Consider the following 14,399-nt stretch of genomic DNA (forward strand, 5'->3'; position numbering starts at 1 on the left):
CATGTCACTCGCCGCCAGCCGTCCCGTCTACCGCCACGACCAGACCCGCCGACTCCTCGCACCCACCAGCATTGCCATCGTCGGCGCGTCCGCCAACCCGGCTTCCTTCGGTGCCCGCACCGTGGGCAACCTGCACAGCTACGCCGGCCCCATCCATCTCGTGAACGCCCGCTACCAGGAGATTGACGGACGGCCCTGCTTCGCCTCGCTCACTGCGCTCCCCGAAGTGCCCGACTGCGTGTTCGTCGCCGTGCCGCGCGATGCCGTCAAGCCGGTGATTGAAGAGTGTGTTCGGCTGGGCGTGGGCGGCGTCGTCATCTTTGCGTCCGGCCTGGGCGAGAGCAGCAACCCCGAGCACCAGGCGCTCCAGCGCGACATCGTCGACATGACACGCGACACCGGCACGCGCCTGCTCGGACCGAACTGCCTGGGCATGATGAACGCCGTCAACGGTGCGCTCGGCACGTTCACCCACATACCCGTTCGCCTGCGGCTCGAAGGCTGCCGTTCCATCGGCCTCATCAGCCAGTCGGGTGCGCTGGGCGTGGGCATGGCGCAGGCGGTGGAACGCGGCGTGTCGTTCAGCCACGTGCTCACCTCGGGCAACGGTTGCGACGTGGACGCTGCCGACCAGATTGCCTACCTCGCCAACGACCCCGACTGCGATGCCATCGCCTGCGTGTTCGAGGGCGTGACCGATCCGGGCCGGCTGATCGAGGCGGGTGAGATGGCGCGCCAGGCGGGCAAGGCGGTGGTGGTCTACAAGATCGGCACCAGCGAAAGCGGTGCGGAGGCGGCGCTCTCCCACACGGGCGCGCTCGCCGGTTCGGCGGCGGGCTACAACGCGCTGTTCGAGCGTGCGGGCTTCGTGGTGGTGGACCAGTACGAACACCTGCTGGAGACGGCCGCGTTCTTCGCCAAGGCCCCGCCCGCACGGGCCGAAGGCGTGGCGGTGCTCACGCCTTCGGGCGGCGCCGGCATCATGGCGGCCGACCAGGCGGAGGTGTTCAACGTGTCCCTGCCCCAGCCAGGGCCTGAATTGCGCGCCGTCCTTGAATCGCACATTCCCGAATTCGGGTCCTCGCGCAACCCCTGCGACGTGACCGCGCAGATCCTCAACAACCCGGCCTCGTTTCCCGCCTGCGCCGAAGCCTTCCTGCGCGAAGACAACATCGGCGCCATCGTCACCCCGTTTCCCACGGCCATCCAGGCCAGTGCCCAGCGCAACATCGACCTGGGCAACCAGGTACGGGCGCACGGCAAGATGGCCTGCGTGTTCGAGCTGACGGGATGGCAGGAGGGCCCCGGGGTGAGGGACATGGAGATGAGCCCGAACCTGGCCGTGTTCCGCTCCACTGCCAGTTGCTTCAGCACGCTGGCGGCCTGGCACCGATGGTCTCGCCAGGTGGCTCGGCCAGCGGCCGGCACGTTGCCCTCACTCGCAGCAGACTCGGTCGAGCGCGTGCGTGCCGCCCTGCAAGCCGCTGGCGCCGAGCGCACGTTGCCAGAAGGGCCATCTCGCCGCTTGCTCGAGGCGTGCGGTGTGCCGGTGGTGAACAACCGCCTGGTCAACACCGCCGACGACGCCATCGCGGCCGCGAAGGATTTGGGCTACCCCGTGGCGCTCAAGGTGGAAACGCCGGACCTCCCGCACAAGACCGACGCGGGCGTGCTCCGCCTGAACCTGAAGGACGCCGCCGCCGTGCGAGAGGCGTACGCCGCCATCATGGCCAACGCACTCAAGGCCAGCACGGCCGAGCGCATCAACGGCGTGCTGGTGCAGCCCATGATCCCGGCCGGGGTCGAGATCATGGTGGGTGCGCGCGTGGATCCGCTCTTTGGTCCCATGGTGGTGGTCGGCATGGGTGGCATCCTGGTCGAATTGCTCAAGGACACGGTGGCTTCGCTCGCGCCGGTGGACCCCACCGCCGCGCACGCCTTGCTGCGGCGCCTGCGCGGCTACCGCCTGCTGCAGGGCTTCAGAGGCAGCCCGCCGGCGAACGTGGACGCCCTGGCCGACGCGATCTCGCGCATCTCGATGCTGATCCACAGCGAGCGCGAGCACATTGCAGAGATCGATGTGAATCCCATCATCTGCAGCGACACGCGCGTGGTGGCGGTGGACGGCCTCGTGGTGCGAGCCTGAGCATGGCGCTGGATCCAGCCCTGCGTGCCGCGCTGGCGCTGCCCGCCGTCTGTGCACCCATGTTCCTCGTGAGCGGGCCCGAACTGGTGACGGCAGCCTGCAAGGCGGGACTCATGGGCGGGTTGCCCCGCCAGAACGCGCGCACCTTCGAGGAATTCGAACAGTGGCTGGCGCACATCCGGCAGGCGCTGGACGAGCACGAGCAGGCCACCGGTCAGGTGGCCGGGCCGCTCGCGGTGAACCTGGCCACCCGCGTGGCTGAAGACGAGCTGGGACGGCACTTCGAGGCCTGCCGGCGCCATGGCGTGAGGGTGCTCATCACCGTGGGCGGCGACCCCACGGCCCTGATCGGCCATGCGCACGACGCGGGCCTGCTGGTGTTCCACGACATCACGTCCATCCGTTTTGCCGAGAAAGCCATCGCTGCCGGCGCCGACGGTCTCAACTGCATCGGCGCCGGCGGTGGTGGGCACTCCGGCACCATCAGCCACCTGGCGCTCATCCGCACCGTGCGCTCGATCTACCAGGGCACCATCGTCATGGGCGGCGCGGTGTCCGACGGCGCGACCATCCGCGCCGCCGAAATCCTGGGTGCCGACCTGGCCTACCTGGGCACGCGCTTCATCGCGACACAGGAATCGCGCGCGCCACAGGCCTACAAGGACCTGCTGGTCTCGCAGACCTCGGCCGACCTGCGCTACACCGACGGCATCGCCGGTGTGCATGCGAACTGGCTGGTGGCCTCCATCCGCTCCGTGGGCCTGGATCCGGACGACCTGCCCAGGCCGCTGGGCCGCGGCATGCGCCACGACCACCTGCCCGAGGGCGCCGCGCCCTGGAAAAACATCTGGAGCGCAGGGCAGGGCATCGACCTCATCCACGACGTCCCTACCGTGGCGGAGCTGGTGGCGCGGCTCAAGGTCGAGTACCGCGAGGCTTGCCAGGCGCCGGCGTTCCTGCACACAGGCTGAGGCGTGCGCGCAAGCGGCGCGGGTCAGAACTGGTGCAGGTCGATGCGGGTGGCCCCGGACTGGCCATCCGCAGGCTCCTGGAGCTGCAGCCGCTCGGCGGTGTAGTAGGCCCCTTTGGCGCCCTCAGGCTCCAGCACCTCGAACATGCCGGACCTGTAGATGCCACCAGAGTCCAGGTTGACATGGCGCACATCGTATTTGCCCGGCGACAGGTTCTTCAAGGTGAAGCTCCCGCCAGGTTCGATGTAGACGTGTTGCAGTGGCCAGCAGTGCGACCACACCGCGTGGCAGAGCTTGGCCACCACCGGCGCCGTCTCATGGGGGTTATCGATCGTCACCCGGGCGCGGCCAGCGCCCTTGGTCTGGCGCGCGCCGATGATGGGCCCGGAGGCCTTTGGCAAGGCCTGCCCGAACTCGAGCAGGGCGCGCCCGCTGCGGCCGTCATCCTTCGGGTGTTCGCGTGCGGAGGCCGGGGTTTGTGGCACACGCACCAGAGCGAGCGGTCTTTCTGCGGCGTCCGGGCGCGCCACAGCGGGTGCCCGGAAATCATCGCTCAGTGCGCTGTAAACAGCCACACTGACCGAAGAGACGGCCACAAAGATCGACAGGGAGGCCAGGGCTCCCGGTCGGCGGACAGAAACCGTCTTGCGGCTGCGACGGCGGCGAGGCGGCAGGCGGATCGCCTCCTGTTCAGCGATCCAGGCGTCGTGTTCGGCCCGCAAGACCGGATCACTCAATACGTTCCAGGATTCGTTCAGACCCTGCATCACGCGTTGTGCGCCATCCCCGGGATGGCGGTCGGGATGGTATTTCTGCGCCATGGCCTTGTAGGCGGCCTTGATCACCTCGACCGGCGCGTTCTGCGTGACCTTGAGATTGGCGTAATGGGTATGCAGCTTCTCCGCCATGCAGCAAACCTCCTCTCTTTCCACGGCGCAAGCCGGTTGGCTGGAAAGTATCGGAGTAGGGCAGTGACGGCGAACGTGAGATATCGCGCACAGAAGCGGTGAGATGCGATCCGATGATGCGGTGCGGCGCACCTGTGTGCGACTTGTCGCAGTTCCAGGCCCGCGATTCGACCGGAAAACAACGTTCTACCGCCCAAGAAAAAAGCCTCTGGGTCACGCGACCTGGAGGCTTGTTTCATATCGGAATTTTTGGCTCCCCGACCTGGACTCGAACCAGGGACCTGCGGATTAACAGTCCGTCGCTCTACCGACTGAGCTATCAGGGAACAGCCTCGAATTATAGCGTCGTTTTCAGGGGCTTTCGGAATCGACGCCCAGCACCTTGTGCAGCCGGGGGCTGGTGGTGGTGTATTGAAGCTGAACGGGGCGGTCCGGATAGACGATCGGCATGGCACCGAAGGCGGCCAGCGCGCATTCGTGAAAGCCGCAGAGGATGAGCTTTTTCTTGCCGGGGTAGGTGTTGATGTCGCCCACCGCGAAAATGCCGGGGACGCTGGTGGAGAACTTTTCCGTGTCCACCACCAACTGCTTGCGCTCGATGTCCAGGCCCCAGTCGGCGATGGGGCCGAGGCGGGGCGAAAGTCCGAGGAAGACCAGCAGGGTGTCCAGCGGCACGACTTGGGTCACGGCATCCGGGTCTGTCACCTTCAGGGCGCGCAGTTGCCCGGCTGCATCGAGCTCAAGTCCCGTGGGCTGGCCCACGATGAACTTCATGTCGCCGCGCTCGCAAAGCTCGCGCATGCGGGTCACGCTGGCGGGCGCGGCCTGGAAGCCGTCGCGTCGATGGAGCAGCACCACGCTGCTGGCACGGTGCGGGCTGTCGGGTCGGGCAAAGTCGATGGCCCAGTCGAGCGCGGAATCTCCGCCGCCCGCGATGACCAGCTGTTGGCCGGCGAACTGGGCGGGGTTCGCGACGTGGTGGAACAGTTGTGCGCCTTCGAAGGCCTCCAGGCCTTCCACCTTGAGCCTGCGCGGCTGGAAGGCGCCCACGCCGGCTGCGATGAACAGGGTCCGGGTGAGAAAACGGGTGCCCTTTGACGTGGCCACGAAGAAGCGCCCGTCGGCCTGTCTTTCCACCGTGCTCACTTCCTGTCCCAGGTGGAAGGTGGCGCCGAAGGGCTTGATCTGCTGGAGCAGCCGGTCAGCGAGTTCCTGGCCGGTGCACACCTGGATGCCAGGTATGTCGTAGATGGGCTTGTCGGGATACAGCTCCACGGGCTGGCCACCGGGCTGCGGCAGCGAGTCGATCACGTGGGCCTTGATTTCCAGCAGGCCCAGTTCGAACACCTGGAACAGGCCCACGGGTCCGGCGCCCACGATCACCGCATCGGTTTCGATGGCGCCTTCGTGCACGCTCGACCCGGCCATGGCGCGCGAGCTCAGCGTGTGAGCTCGGACAGCTTGTCGGTGCGATCTTTCCAGTCGTCTGCGTCGGGCAAAGGGGCCTTGCGCTTGGTGATGCTCTTCCATCCCGGCAGGCGCGCAAGCTCCGCATTCAACACGATCATGTGTTGCTGGTCCTTGGGCAGGTCTTCCTCGGCGTAGATGGCGCTCACGGGGCACTCGGGAATGCACACGGCGCAATCGATGCATTCATCCGGGTCGATGGTGAGGAAGTTGGGGCCTTCGCGGAAGCAGTCGACGGGGCAGACGTCCACACAGTCGGTGTATTTGCAGCGGATGCAGGCTTCGGTGACAACGTGGGTCATGGTGGTGATCGGAATCGGGGAAGTCCCGGATTTTAGGGTTTCCGGGAGTATGGGGCCGGGGTATGCCCCTGGCCTTGATGCAAGTTAAAGACCGCGCCGGCCTCAGAGGACCAGCAGGGCGCCCGCCGTGCGGTGGCTGGCGGTGTCCACCAGCACCAGCGACCCCAGGGCCCGCGAGCGCGCGAAAGGCAGCGTCGCCAGGGGTTCCTGGAGGGTGAGCTCGATGTGCCCGATGGCGTTGGGCTCCAGTTGCGTGGCGTCTTCTTCGGCCAGCGTGTGGATGTCCAGGCGGTGCACGATGCGCTTGATCTTGGCTTTCACCCAGCGGTGGCCATGCAGCGCCCAGTAGACGCGCCCGGGGACCAGCGTTTCGTCGTCCAGCCAGGCCACCGTGGCACGCAGCTCGCGGCTGCCATGGATGGCGTCCGGCGACGACTCGTCGTCTTCAGCCAGCAGCCAGTCGCCGCGGGAAACGTCCACCTCGCGGTCGAGCACGATCCCGGCGCTGTGGCCCGCCAGCACGGCCTGCGGCTGGCGCACATGGTTGAGCACCTGGGCCACCACCGCGGTCTGGCCGTTGGGCATGATGCGGACCGGCTGACCGGGCTGTACGCCGCCGGTGGCCACGCGGCCCCAGAACACGCGCCGGCCCTGCGAGGTGTCGGACGACGAGCTGAATTTCTCCACCCACTGCACCGCAAAGGCGAAGGGCAGCGTGGTGTCCGCCGCCGTCACCGGCAGGCCTTCCAGGATCTCCAGCAGCGTGGGACCGGTGTAGCCGCACCACTGCGGCGATTCGCTGGCGTCGACCACGTTCCAGCCCATGAGCGCCGAGATCGGCACCACGGCGGTGACGGGCAGGCCCGCCTGCTGGGCGAAGCGGCGCAGCGCAGCGCCGATGTGTTCGAAAGCGGCGGCGCTGTCGGACACGGCGTCGAGCTTGTTCACGGCGAACACCACCGAAGGCACGCGCAGCAGTTTCAGCAGCAGGCTGTGTCGGCGGGTCTGCGGCAGCAGCTTCAGATCGGGGGCGGCCCAGTCGAGTTTGGTGGCGTCCACCAGCACCACGGCGGCGTCCGCGCTGGAGGCGGCGGTGACCATGTTGCGCGTGTACTGCTCGTGGCCGGGTGCATCGCCAATGATGAACTTGCGCGCCTCGGTGCTGAAGTATCGGTAGGCCACGTCAATCGTGATGCCCTGTTCGCGCTCGGCCGACAGGCCATCGGTCAGCAGGGCCAGATCGGTCTGGCCCTGGCGCTGCACGCCGGCCAGGTGGTCCTGCAGCACGGCCTTGCTGTCGACCAGCAGGCGGCCGATCAGCGTGCTCTTGCCGTCGTCGACGCTGCCGCAGGTGATGAGCCGCAGGGCGGAACGCGTGTCCTGTGCGAGGGTTTCGACGGGCTCGGCCCGAACGGAAGTGATCGTGGTCATCAGAAGTACCCGTCCTTTTTTCGTTTTTCCATGGAGGCATCGGACGTCTTGTCGTCCATGCGCGTGGCGCCGCGTTCGCTCACCTCGGCGGCCAGGGTTTCGATCACGATGTCGTCTGCCGTGGCGGCCGTGCTCTCCACCGGGCAGGTGCAGGTGATGTCGCCCACGGTGCGAAAACGCACGTCTCGCACCTGCACGGCTTCGCCGTCGCGCGGGGGCGTGAGCGCGGTCACCGGCACCAGCAGGCCGCGGCGGTCCACCACCTCGCGCGGGTGGGTGTAGTAGATCGAGGGCAGGGCGATGTTCTCGCGGGCGATGTACTGCCACACATCCAGCTCGGTCCAGTTGCTGATGGGGAACACGCGGAAGTGCTCGCCGGGTTGCAGGCGCGTGTTGAACAGCGTCCAGAGCTCGGGGCGCTGGGCCTTGGGTTGCCACTGGCCGAAGCTGTCGCGGTGGCTGAAGATCCGCTCCTTGGCGCGGGCCTTCTCCTCGTCGCGCCGCGCGCCGCCAATGAGGGCGTCAAACCGGAATTCGTCGATCGCTTCCAGCAGCGTCACCGACTGGTGCACGTTGCGGCTCTCGCCGGGGTGTGCCAGGCGCACCGTGCCGCGCGCCATGGAGTCTTCCACGCTGCGCACGATCAGTTCGGCCCCCAGTTCCTTTGCACGCAGGTCACGGAAATCCGTCACCTCGGGGAAGTTGTGGCCGGTGTCGATCATCAGCAAGGGGTAGGGGATGCGACCCGCGCCAAAGGCCTTTTCGGCGCACTTGAGCATGACCAGCGAATCCTTGCCGCCCGAGAAGAGCAGCGCCGGGCGTTCGAAGGCGGCAGCCACCTCGCGCAGGATGAAGATGGTCTCTTCCTCCAGCGCGTCCAGGTGGGCGTTGCTCAGGTGGTGCTGTTCGGTGATGGCGTGCTGCAGGGCGCTCTGGATCACGTCGGGTTCGGTGCGGGCGTTCATGAAGGGGTCCGTTCGAGAGATGAGACAAGCGGCGAGGCCACAGGCTGCACGTGCAGGCCGCATTCCTTGGCGCCTTCCTGTTCCCACCACCAGCGCCCGGCGCGGAAATCCTCGCCAACGCTGATGGCGCGCGTGCAGGGGGCGCAGCCGATGCTGGGAAAGAACTGGTCGTGCAGGGCGTTGTAGTCCAGCGCGTGCAGGCCGATGAAATGCCACACGTCGCCCCAGGTCCACTCCACCAGCGGGCTGACCTTGACGCGCCCGGGTTCCTGGATCAGCTCACCCACCTCGGCGCGCGCGTTCGACTGCTCACGCCGCAGGCCGGTGATCCACGCATCCTGGCCGGCCAGCGCGCGCGCGAGCGGCTCCATCTTTCGGATGTCGCAGCACGCCTTGCGCAGGTCGATGCTCTGGTACATGGCTTCTTCGCCGTTCTTGCGAACGAACGAGATCACCGATTCCTGGCGCGGCCGGAACACCTGCACGCTCATGCCGTAGCGCCGCTCGATGCGGGGGATGAGCGCCAGCGTCTCTGGGTGCAGTTTGCCGGTCTCCAGCACGAACACGCTGGCACTCACGTCGGCCAGGTGCAGCAGGTGCGTGATCACCATGTCTTCTGCGCCGAGGCTGGATGCCTGAGTCATCTTGGGATGGCTGGCGGCAGCCTCGCGCAGCAGCGCGATGGCTCGCGAGACCTTGGCCGCGAAATCAGACGAGGGTTTGTCGTAGAGCGATAGAGCGTTCATGGCGGTGGCTGTGTGCGCTTCTCAGGCGGAGGCGAAATGGGGTGCGGCATGCACCGCATCGCCCTGGTAAAACGCCGGGTAGTGGGCCAGCAGGGCGCGGCCGTGTGCCAGGTCCTGGTCGGCGCGCAGCACGGCCTGGCTGAATCCGCTGCGCTGCATCTGCACGAGCTGATCGATCAGCACGTCGCCGGTGGCGCGAATCTCGCCCGCAAAGCCGAGGCGGCGGCGCAGCAGGAAGGCCTGGCTGAAGGCGCGACCATCGCTGAACTTCGGGAAGTTCAGCTCGATGACGTCGATGCCGGTCAGGTCGGCTTCGCGCGGGTCGGCGTCGTTGGCGATGGCAAGGCGCCGCTCTTGCGGCTCACGGGGTTCAAAGTTGCTGGCGCTGAAAACGTCAAGGGACTGGTTCATGTCGGTTCCTCAGGCGGGCGCGCGGGCGGTGCTCACGCGCACCGCGTTGGCCGCGGCCTTGAACGGGTCGGCGCCGGCGCGCTTGAGCGTGGCGATGAATGTCTCGCCGGTCTGGCGCTGCGCCCGGTAGGTGTCGAGCAGGGCTTCGATCACATCGGGCACTTCGCTGGCGGCAAACGACGGGCCGATCACCTTGCCCGGTGTCGATTCGCCCGAGAGGCGTGTGCCATCCGAACCACCCAGCGTGACCTGGTACCACTCCTGGCCGTCCTTGTCGACGCCCAGAATGCCGATGTGGCCGCTGTGGTGGTGACCGCAGGAGTTGATGCAGCCGCTGATGTGCAGGTCGATCTCGCCCAGGTCGTGCAGCTCGTCCAGATCCGTGTAGCGACCCAGGATGGCCTGTACCAGCGGCAGGGACCGCGCATTGGCCAGGTCGCAGAAGTCGCCGCCCGGGCAGGCGATCATGTCGGTGAGCAGGCCGATATTGGGCTTGGCCAGCCCCAGGCGGCGTGCTTCGCGCCAGAGCTCGGGCAACGCATCACAGCGCACCCACGGCAGCAGCAGGTTCTGTTCGTGCGTCACGCGCGCTTCGCCCGACGAGAAGCGGTCGGCCAAGTCGGCGGCGCGGTCGAGCTGGTCTGCGGTGGCGTCGCCCGGGGCCTGGCCAAAGCGCTTGAAGGAGAGCGTGACCGCGCGCAGGTCGGGGTTCTGGTGCGGCTTCACGTTCTGCTGCAGCCAGCGGCTGAACTCCATGTCGTCCTCGGCAGCGGCCTTGAGGATGTGGGCGATCTTGGCGTCGGCGCTCTTGCGGTCGCAGCTCAGCGGCGGCGTGACGAAGAAAGCGCTCACGCGGTCCAACTCGGCCTGGGTGATGGTGTGCGGCGCGCCGTCTTTCTCGAGGATGTCGCGGTATTCGGCTTCGACCTGGTCGGTGTAGGCCTGCCCTTCGGCCTTCACCAGGATCTTGATGCGGGCCTTGTAGATGTTGTCGCGGCGGCCGAAGCGGTTGTAGGCGCGCACCACGGCTTCCAGGTAGTTCAGGATCTGGTTCCAGGGCAGGAACTCGCGCAGCACGCTGCCGATGATGGGCGTGCGGCCCATGCCGCCGCCCACGCGCACCTGGAAGCCCAGGTCGCCGTCCACGTTGCGAAGCAGGCGCAGGCCGACGTCGTGCCAGGCGGTGGCGGCACGGTCTTCGCGAGCGCCGGTGATGGCCACCTTGAACTTGCGTGGCAGGAAGGCGAATTCAGGGTGCAGCGTGCTCCACTGCCGCAGGATCTCGGCAAAGGGGCGCGGGTCGGCCACCTCATCGGCGGCGATGCCGGCCAGTGCGTCGGTGGTGATGTTGCGAATGCAGTTGCCGCTGGTCTGGATGCCGTGCATGTTCACACTGGCCAGCAGGTCCATCACCTCGGCCGAGCGCGCCAGCGGAATCCAGTTGTACTGGACGTTCTGGCGCGTCGTGAAGTGCGCGGTGCGATCCGGCAGCGTGGGCACTTCGGACAGGCCAGCGTTGGCCTTGGACGTGTCGTGCACTTCCTTGTGGTCGTATTCCCGTGCGATCTTCGCCAGCACCCGAAGCTGTGCGCTGGAGATCTCGCCGTAGGGCACCGCCACGCGCAGCATGGGTGCGAACCGCTGCACGTACCAGCCGTTCTGCAGGCGCAGCGGCTTGAATTCGTCTTCACCCAGCGTGCCCGCCTGCCAGCGAGTGAGCTGGTCCCGGAACTGGGCGGCACGCAGGTGCACGAACTGGCGGTCGAATTCGGAATATTGGTACATCGTCGTCGTGGGCAGTGAATGTCAGAAAGCGATCAGCTTGAAACCGGCATAGGCCAGCAGCACCGAGAGTGCGGAGCGCACCAGGCGCTCTGGCGTGTGCTTCATCAGGCGGGTGCCAAGCCAGATGCCGGGCAGCGAGCCCGCCAGCAGCTTGCCCAGCAGCGGCCAGTCGACCGATCCCAGGCTGGCGTGACCGAGGCCTGCCACCAGCGTGAGCGGCACGGCGTAGGCAATGTCTGCCGCCACGATGCGGGGCAGCGGCAAGAGGGGAAACAGCAACAGCAACACGGAGACGCCGATGGCGCCCGCGCCGACGGAAGTGAGCGTGACCAGCGCGCCGATGACCGCACCGAAGAGCACCGGCAGGCTCCAGTGGCGCGCGCGGGTGGCCTTGTGCAGATCGGCTTCGGGCAGGCTGCGTGGCACCTGTTTGCCGCGTGCGGCCTTGTAGAGCATGGCCGCGGCCGTCAGCAACAGCGCCAGGCCCAGCGTGCTGGTCATGAGCGACTGCACCTGCGCACTCGCCGGACCCAGCTGCCGAAGCACCAGCAGCGTGACGATGGCCGCCGGGATGCTGCCTGCGCTGAGCTGGCCCACCACCCGCCAGGGCACCAGCTTCTGTCGGGCCAGGCTGAGCGTGCCGCCCATCTTGGTGAAGGCGGCAAAGAGCAGGTCGGTGCCCACGGCGAGGTAGGGTTTGACACCGAAAAAGAAGATCAGGATGGGCGTCATCAACGAACCGCCACCCACGCCCGTGAGACCCACGATGAGTCCCACGGCGAATCCGGCCAGGATGATGGCGATGTCAGGCATGCGCCGACTTTAGGGAACGAGGCATATATCCCAAACGATTTTTTGCTCATGGGGATATAGCTGGGATGCATATGCAAATCCCGGGCTCGCGCGACCAGCGAGAGAGAAATTTCCGTTCGTCCCTCCAGATCGACCGCACATCGCCTTGGCCGTCGTACCATTCGCGGCATGCAGAAACAGAAGATCCTGGTGAGCGTGGTGGGTTTTTCCGATGTCGAGCGGCACGCGCTCAACACGATCTTTCGCCTGTCCCAGGAGCGCGAGGTGGCTTATGCGCCCTGGGCTCCGCTCACCCCGCCCGGTGGCAAGGCGCCCACCGGCATGGCCCAGGTGGCTTTGGTCGATGGCGAAAGTGCAGAAGCGGTGCTGGCGCACGCCAAGGAGATGCCGGCCGGACAGCGGCTGATCTGGGTGGGCCCCGACGCGCCCCGGCACGCCTGGCGCGTTCTGGACAGACCCATCGAATGGGCCGCGGTGCTGCACGATCTGGACGCCGTGTTCGCGGCTCGCCAGGCGGATTCCGGCCTGCTCGACCTGGACGTCACATCGCCTTCTCCCCTGGACCTTGCGCTCGACCTGGACATGGAAACCGGCGTGGAGCCGGTGCGGCGCGCCCTGGTCGTGAGCGCAGACCCGGAGGAACGCACCTACCTGCGCACGCGCCTGGCGCTGGCCGGCGTGGTGCATGTCGACGAGGTGCTCGACACCGAGATGGCGGTGGAGTTGCTCGGCCGCCAGGCCTACCTTTGCGGATTTTTCAACCTGGATGACCACCACATGGACGTGTGGTCGCTCATGCGGGTGTTCGTGCAGCGCAATCCCCAGGCCCTGGCGCTGGCCACGAGCGAGCTGGCAGGACCGCTGGCGGGCTGGTGGCGTCGACGGCGCGTGCGGCGCGACGCGCATCGCGTGGGCGTGACCGCGCTGCTGGAGCGCCCCCTGCAACCGCGTCAGATCTCGGAGTGGCTGGAACTGATCTAGGGCTGGCGGCGGGCCTGCCGCCAGGCGAAGCGAGCAGGGTCCAGCGTGGCGAGCAGATCGGCCTCGGCGCCTGATGGTTCGCCTTCCATGCCAGCGGCCAGCCAGCCGGCGCACAGGTGGGCCAGCGTGATGCCGCGTGAGCCCAGTGCACTCAATACATACAGGTCCTTGCCCCTGGGCGTCTCGTGCAGCGGAACACGGCCGCGACGCACACCGGCCTGGGTCATGAGCTCGCGCAGTGCTCCGGCGTCGGGCACGGCACCCACCAGCGGCAAACGGTCCAGCGAAGCGCAACGCACCTGCGCCCACCCCAGCAGCGCGCCGCTGGCCTGCAAGCTTCGCAAGCGTTCCGCCGCGGGTGGGCAGATCGACTGCAGGCTGGCCGCATTGGCTTCATGGGCCTGTGGCGTGAGGTGGGTGGTGGAGTCGCCGCGGGTGTAGGTGGAGCCCATGGCCCAGAGCCGAACCGGCCAGTCGGGCGGGAGGCCGCTGTCTTCGTAGACGGGCACGAAGACGCCGCTGTCGCGCCGAGGCCGATCGGCCAGCGGCGCGCCGCGCAGCTCGGCCAGGCTCATTTGACCCTTCACAGGACGCAAAGGCAGGTGATCCGGCTCCATGAGGGCGCTGTCGACGAGCAGACGGTGGCTGCCGTGGGCGGCAGCGACCACTGCCACCGGTGCTTCCGCCAGGGTGTTGCCGGCGGCATCCACCGCCCGCCAGTGGCCCGAGGGCGTGCGCTCCAGCCGGTGCGCGCGTGCGTGCCAGTGCCGCGTCACGCGCGCGGCGGCTTCTTCGAGCCAGGCCTGCACCAACGCGGCAGGCCGAACCAGCGCGGCGGGCCAGCGGCCCGGGTCGTGGCCCAGGTTGTCCACCTCGCAAGCCTGCCAGCCGCGGCCGGGCAGCACCAGGCGCTGCAGTTCGGCCAGCGTGGCCTGCATACCCAGGGCAGACAGGCGGGAGAGGGGTGTGGGTGCCCGGGTGACGTGCGGGCTGAGCATGCCCACCGGCAGTGCCGAGGCGCCCTGGGCGGGACCGCTGGCCGCGTCGACCAGGGCGACCTCCCAGCCCCGCCGCGCCAGCTGGGCGCACACGGCAGCGCCGGCCAGGCCGGCTCCGATCACCATCGCCTGGCGAGGCGTGGCGACGGTTGGGCTCACTCGTCCCGGGGCGGCGGCACGTAGCCGGCGGCGGCGTCGGCGCCTTCGCCGAAGAAGTGCTTCTCCATCTGCCGTGCCAGGTACTGGCGGGCGCGGGCATCGGCCAGGTTGAGCCGGTTCTCGTTGAGCAGCATGGTCTGGTGCTTGAGCCACGCGCCCCAGGCTTCCTTGCTCACGTTCTCATAGATGCGCTTGCCCAGTTCGCCGGGGTAGGGCGGGAAGTCGAGTCCCTCGGCTTCCTTGCCGAGCTTGATGCAGTTCACGGTGCGTGCCATGGCGTTCCTAGAGATGGGTTAGACGATCTGGTTATAACGAA

The 14,399-nt window shown here is 67.6% G+C and carries 14 protein-coding genes and 1 tRNA gene; 3 read left to right on the forward strand and 12 right to left on the reverse strand.

Features of this window, described 5'->3' with window-relative positions:
• Position 1: 1 nt before the first annotated feature.
• Positions 2 to 2,146 (forward strand): acetate--CoA ligase family protein, encoded by a 2,145-nt coding sequence (locus ACTIEY_RS09540; RefSeq protein WP_439518868.1) that lies wholly within the window; start codon positions 2 to 4, stop codon positions 2,144 to 2,146.
• A 2-nt stretch (positions 2,147 to 2,148) separates the two neighbouring features.
• Complete coding sequence (locus tag ACTIEY_RS09545) at positions 2,149 to 3,117, forward strand: NAD(P)H-dependent flavin oxidoreductase (protein ID WP_439518869.1); 969 nt, start codon at positions 2,149 to 2,151, stop codon at positions 3,115 to 3,117.
• A 23-nt stretch (positions 3,118 to 3,140) separates the two neighbouring features.
• Here the strand turns inward: ACTIEY_RS09545 and ACTIEY_RS09550 are convergent, their stop codons facing one another.
• The 10 genes from ACTIEY_RS09550 to ACTIEY_RS09595 all read right to left on the reverse strand — a co-directional run bounded on the left by ACTIEY_RS09550 (position 3,141) and on the right by ACTIEY_RS09595 (position 11,945).
• Positions 3,141 to 4,025, reverse strand: a complete 885-nt coding sequence (locus tag ACTIEY_RS09550) for a J domain-containing protein (RefSeq protein ID WP_439518870.1) — start codon at positions 4,023 to 4,025, stop codon at positions 3,141 to 3,143.
• Between the two features lie 250 nt (positions 4,026 to 4,275).
• A tRNA-Asn gene (locus tag ACTIEY_RS09555) sits at positions 4,276 to 4,351 on the reverse strand.
• Positions 4,352 to 4,376: 25 nt separating this feature from the next.
• On the reverse strand, positions 4,377 to 5,453 hold the full coding sequence (locus tag ACTIEY_RS09560) for an NAD(P)/FAD-dependent oxidoreductase (protein WP_439518871.1): 1,077 nt from the start codon (positions 5,451 to 5,453) through the stop codon (positions 4,377 to 4,379).
• 11 nt (positions 5,454 to 5,464) lie between these two features.
• Complete coding sequence (fdxA, locus tag ACTIEY_RS09565; protein ID WP_439518872.1) at positions 5,465 to 5,794, reverse strand: ferredoxin FdxA; 330 nt, start codon at positions 5,792 to 5,794, stop codon at positions 5,465 to 5,467.
• A 102-nt stretch (positions 5,795 to 5,896) separates the two neighbouring features.
• Positions 5,897 to 7,225 (reverse strand): sulfate adenylyltransferase subunit 1, encoded by a 1,329-nt coding sequence (locus ACTIEY_RS09570; RefSeq protein ID WP_439518873.1) that lies wholly within the window; start codon positions 7,223 to 7,225, stop codon positions 5,897 to 5,899.
• Positions 7,225 to 8,190: a sulfate adenylyltransferase subunit CysD gene (gene cysD, locus ACTIEY_RS09575; protein ID WP_439518874.1), complete on the reverse strand. Its 966-nt coding sequence runs from the start codon at positions 8,188 to 8,190 to the stop codon at positions 7,225 to 7,227. The genes ACTIEY_RS09570 and cysD overlap by 1 nt, the downstream gene beginning before the upstream one ends.
• Positions 8,187 to 8,936, reverse strand: coding sequence for a phosphoadenylyl-sulfate reductase (locus ACTIEY_RS09580; RefSeq protein WP_439518875.1), 750 nt, complete (start codon positions 8,934 to 8,936; stop codon positions 8,187 to 8,189). Before ACTIEY_RS09580 ends, cysD begins: the two co-directional genes overlap by 4 nt.
• A gap of 21 nt (positions 8,937 to 8,957) precedes the next feature.
• Positions 8,958 to 9,347: a DUF934 domain-containing protein gene (locus tag ACTIEY_RS09585; protein ID WP_439518876.1), complete on the reverse strand. Its 390-nt coding sequence runs from the start codon at positions 9,345 to 9,347 to the stop codon at positions 8,958 to 8,960.
• Positions 9,348 to 9,356: 9 nt separating this feature from the next.
• The gene (locus ACTIEY_RS09590) at positions 9,357 to 11,132 is read right to left on the reverse strand and encodes a nitrite/sulfite reductase (protein ID WP_439518877.1); all 1,776 of its coding nucleotides are present in this window, start codon (positions 11,130 to 11,132) and stop codon (positions 9,357 to 9,359) included.
• A gap of 21 nt (positions 11,133 to 11,153) precedes the next feature.
• Positions 11,154 to 11,945 (reverse strand): sulfite exporter TauE/SafE family protein, encoded by a 792-nt coding sequence (locus tag ACTIEY_RS09595; protein WP_439518878.1) that lies wholly within the window; start codon positions 11,943 to 11,945, stop codon positions 11,154 to 11,156.
• A 168-nt stretch (positions 11,946 to 12,113) separates the two neighbouring features.
• On the opposite strand from ACTIEY_RS09595, the gene ACTIEY_RS09600 reads away from it, so the two are divergent.
• Complete coding sequence (locus ACTIEY_RS09600) at positions 12,114 to 12,926, forward strand: hypothetical protein (RefSeq protein WP_439518879.1); 813 nt, start codon at positions 12,114 to 12,116, stop codon at positions 12,924 to 12,926.
• Here the strand turns inward: ACTIEY_RS09600 and ACTIEY_RS09605 are convergent.
• Both ACTIEY_RS09605 and ACTIEY_RS09610 read right to left on the reverse strand, forming a co-directional pair.
• A complete protein-coding gene (locus ACTIEY_RS09605; protein ID WP_439518880.1) occupies positions 12,923 to 14,083 on the reverse strand; it encodes an FAD-dependent oxidoreductase in 1,161 nt (386 codons plus the stop codon). The two genes, ACTIEY_RS09600 and ACTIEY_RS09605, sit on opposite strands and share 4 nt — an antisense overlap.
• Positions 14,080 to 14,358: an oxidative damage protection protein gene (locus ACTIEY_RS09610; RefSeq protein WP_439518881.1), complete on the reverse strand. Its 279-nt coding sequence runs from the start codon at positions 14,356 to 14,358 to the stop codon at positions 14,080 to 14,082. Before ACTIEY_RS09610 ends, ACTIEY_RS09605 begins: the two co-directional genes overlap by 4 nt.
• Positions 14,359 to 14,399 lie beyond the last annotated feature (41 nt).

It is taken from the genome of Hydrogenophaga sp. (assembly GCF_051858985.1).
GTDB lineage: Bacteria > Pseudomonadota > Gammaproteobacteria > Burkholderiales > Burkholderiaceae_C > Hydrogenophaga.

Bases quoted from the DNA above. Each gene is read 5' to 3' on its own strand.
- ACTIEY_RS09570 (WP_439518873.1), bottom strand. From the start codon at position 7,225: ATGACCACGATCACTTCCGTTCGGGCCGAGCCCGTCGAAACCCTCGCA.
- ACTIEY_RS09595 (WP_439518878.1), bottom strand. From the start codon at position 11,945: ATGCCTGACATCGCCATCATCCTGGCCGGATTCGCCGTGGGACTCATC.
- ACTIEY_RS09550 (WP_439518870.1), bottom strand. From the start codon at position 4,025: ATGGCGGAGAAGCTGCATACCCATTACGCCAATCTCAAGGTCACGCAG.
- cysD (WP_439518874.1), bottom strand. From the start codon at position 8,190: ATGAACGCCCGCACCGAACCCGACGTGATCCAGAGCGCCCTGCAGCAC.
- ACTIEY_RS09585 (WP_439518876.1), bottom strand. From the start codon at position 9,347: ATGAACCAGTCCCTTGACGTTTTCAGCGCCAGCAACTTTGAACCCCGT.
- ACTIEY_RS09600 (WP_439518879.1), top strand. From the start codon at position 12,114: ATGCAGAAACAGAAGATCCTGGTGAGCGTGGTGGGTTTTTCCGATGTC.
- ACTIEY_RS09560 (WP_439518871.1), bottom strand. From the start codon at position 5,453: ATGGCCGGGTCGAGCGTGCACGAAGGCGCCATCGAAACCGATGCGGTG.
- ACTIEY_RS09545 (WP_439518869.1), top strand. From the start codon at position 2,149: ATGGCGCTGGATCCAGCCCTGCGTGCCGCGCTGGCGCTGCCCGCCGTC.
- ACTIEY_RS09580 (WP_439518875.1), bottom strand. From the start codon at position 8,936: ATGAACGCTCTATCGCTCTACGACAAACCCTCGTCTGATTTCGCGGCC.
- ACTIEY_RS09610 (WP_439518881.1), bottom strand. From the start codon at position 14,358: ATGGCACGCACCGTGAACTGCATCAAGCTCGGCAAGGAAGCCGAGGGA.
- ACTIEY_RS09540 (WP_439518868.1), top strand. From the start codon at position 2: ATGTCACTCGCCGCCAGCCGTCCCGTCTACCGCCACGACCAGACCCGC.
- fdxA (WP_439518872.1), bottom strand. From the start codon at position 5,794: ATGACCCACGTTGTCACCGAAGCCTGCATCCGCTGCAAATACACCGAC.
- ACTIEY_RS09590 (WP_439518877.1), bottom strand. From the start codon at position 11,132: ATGTACCAATATTCCGAATTCGACCGCCAGTTCGTGCACCTGCGTGCC.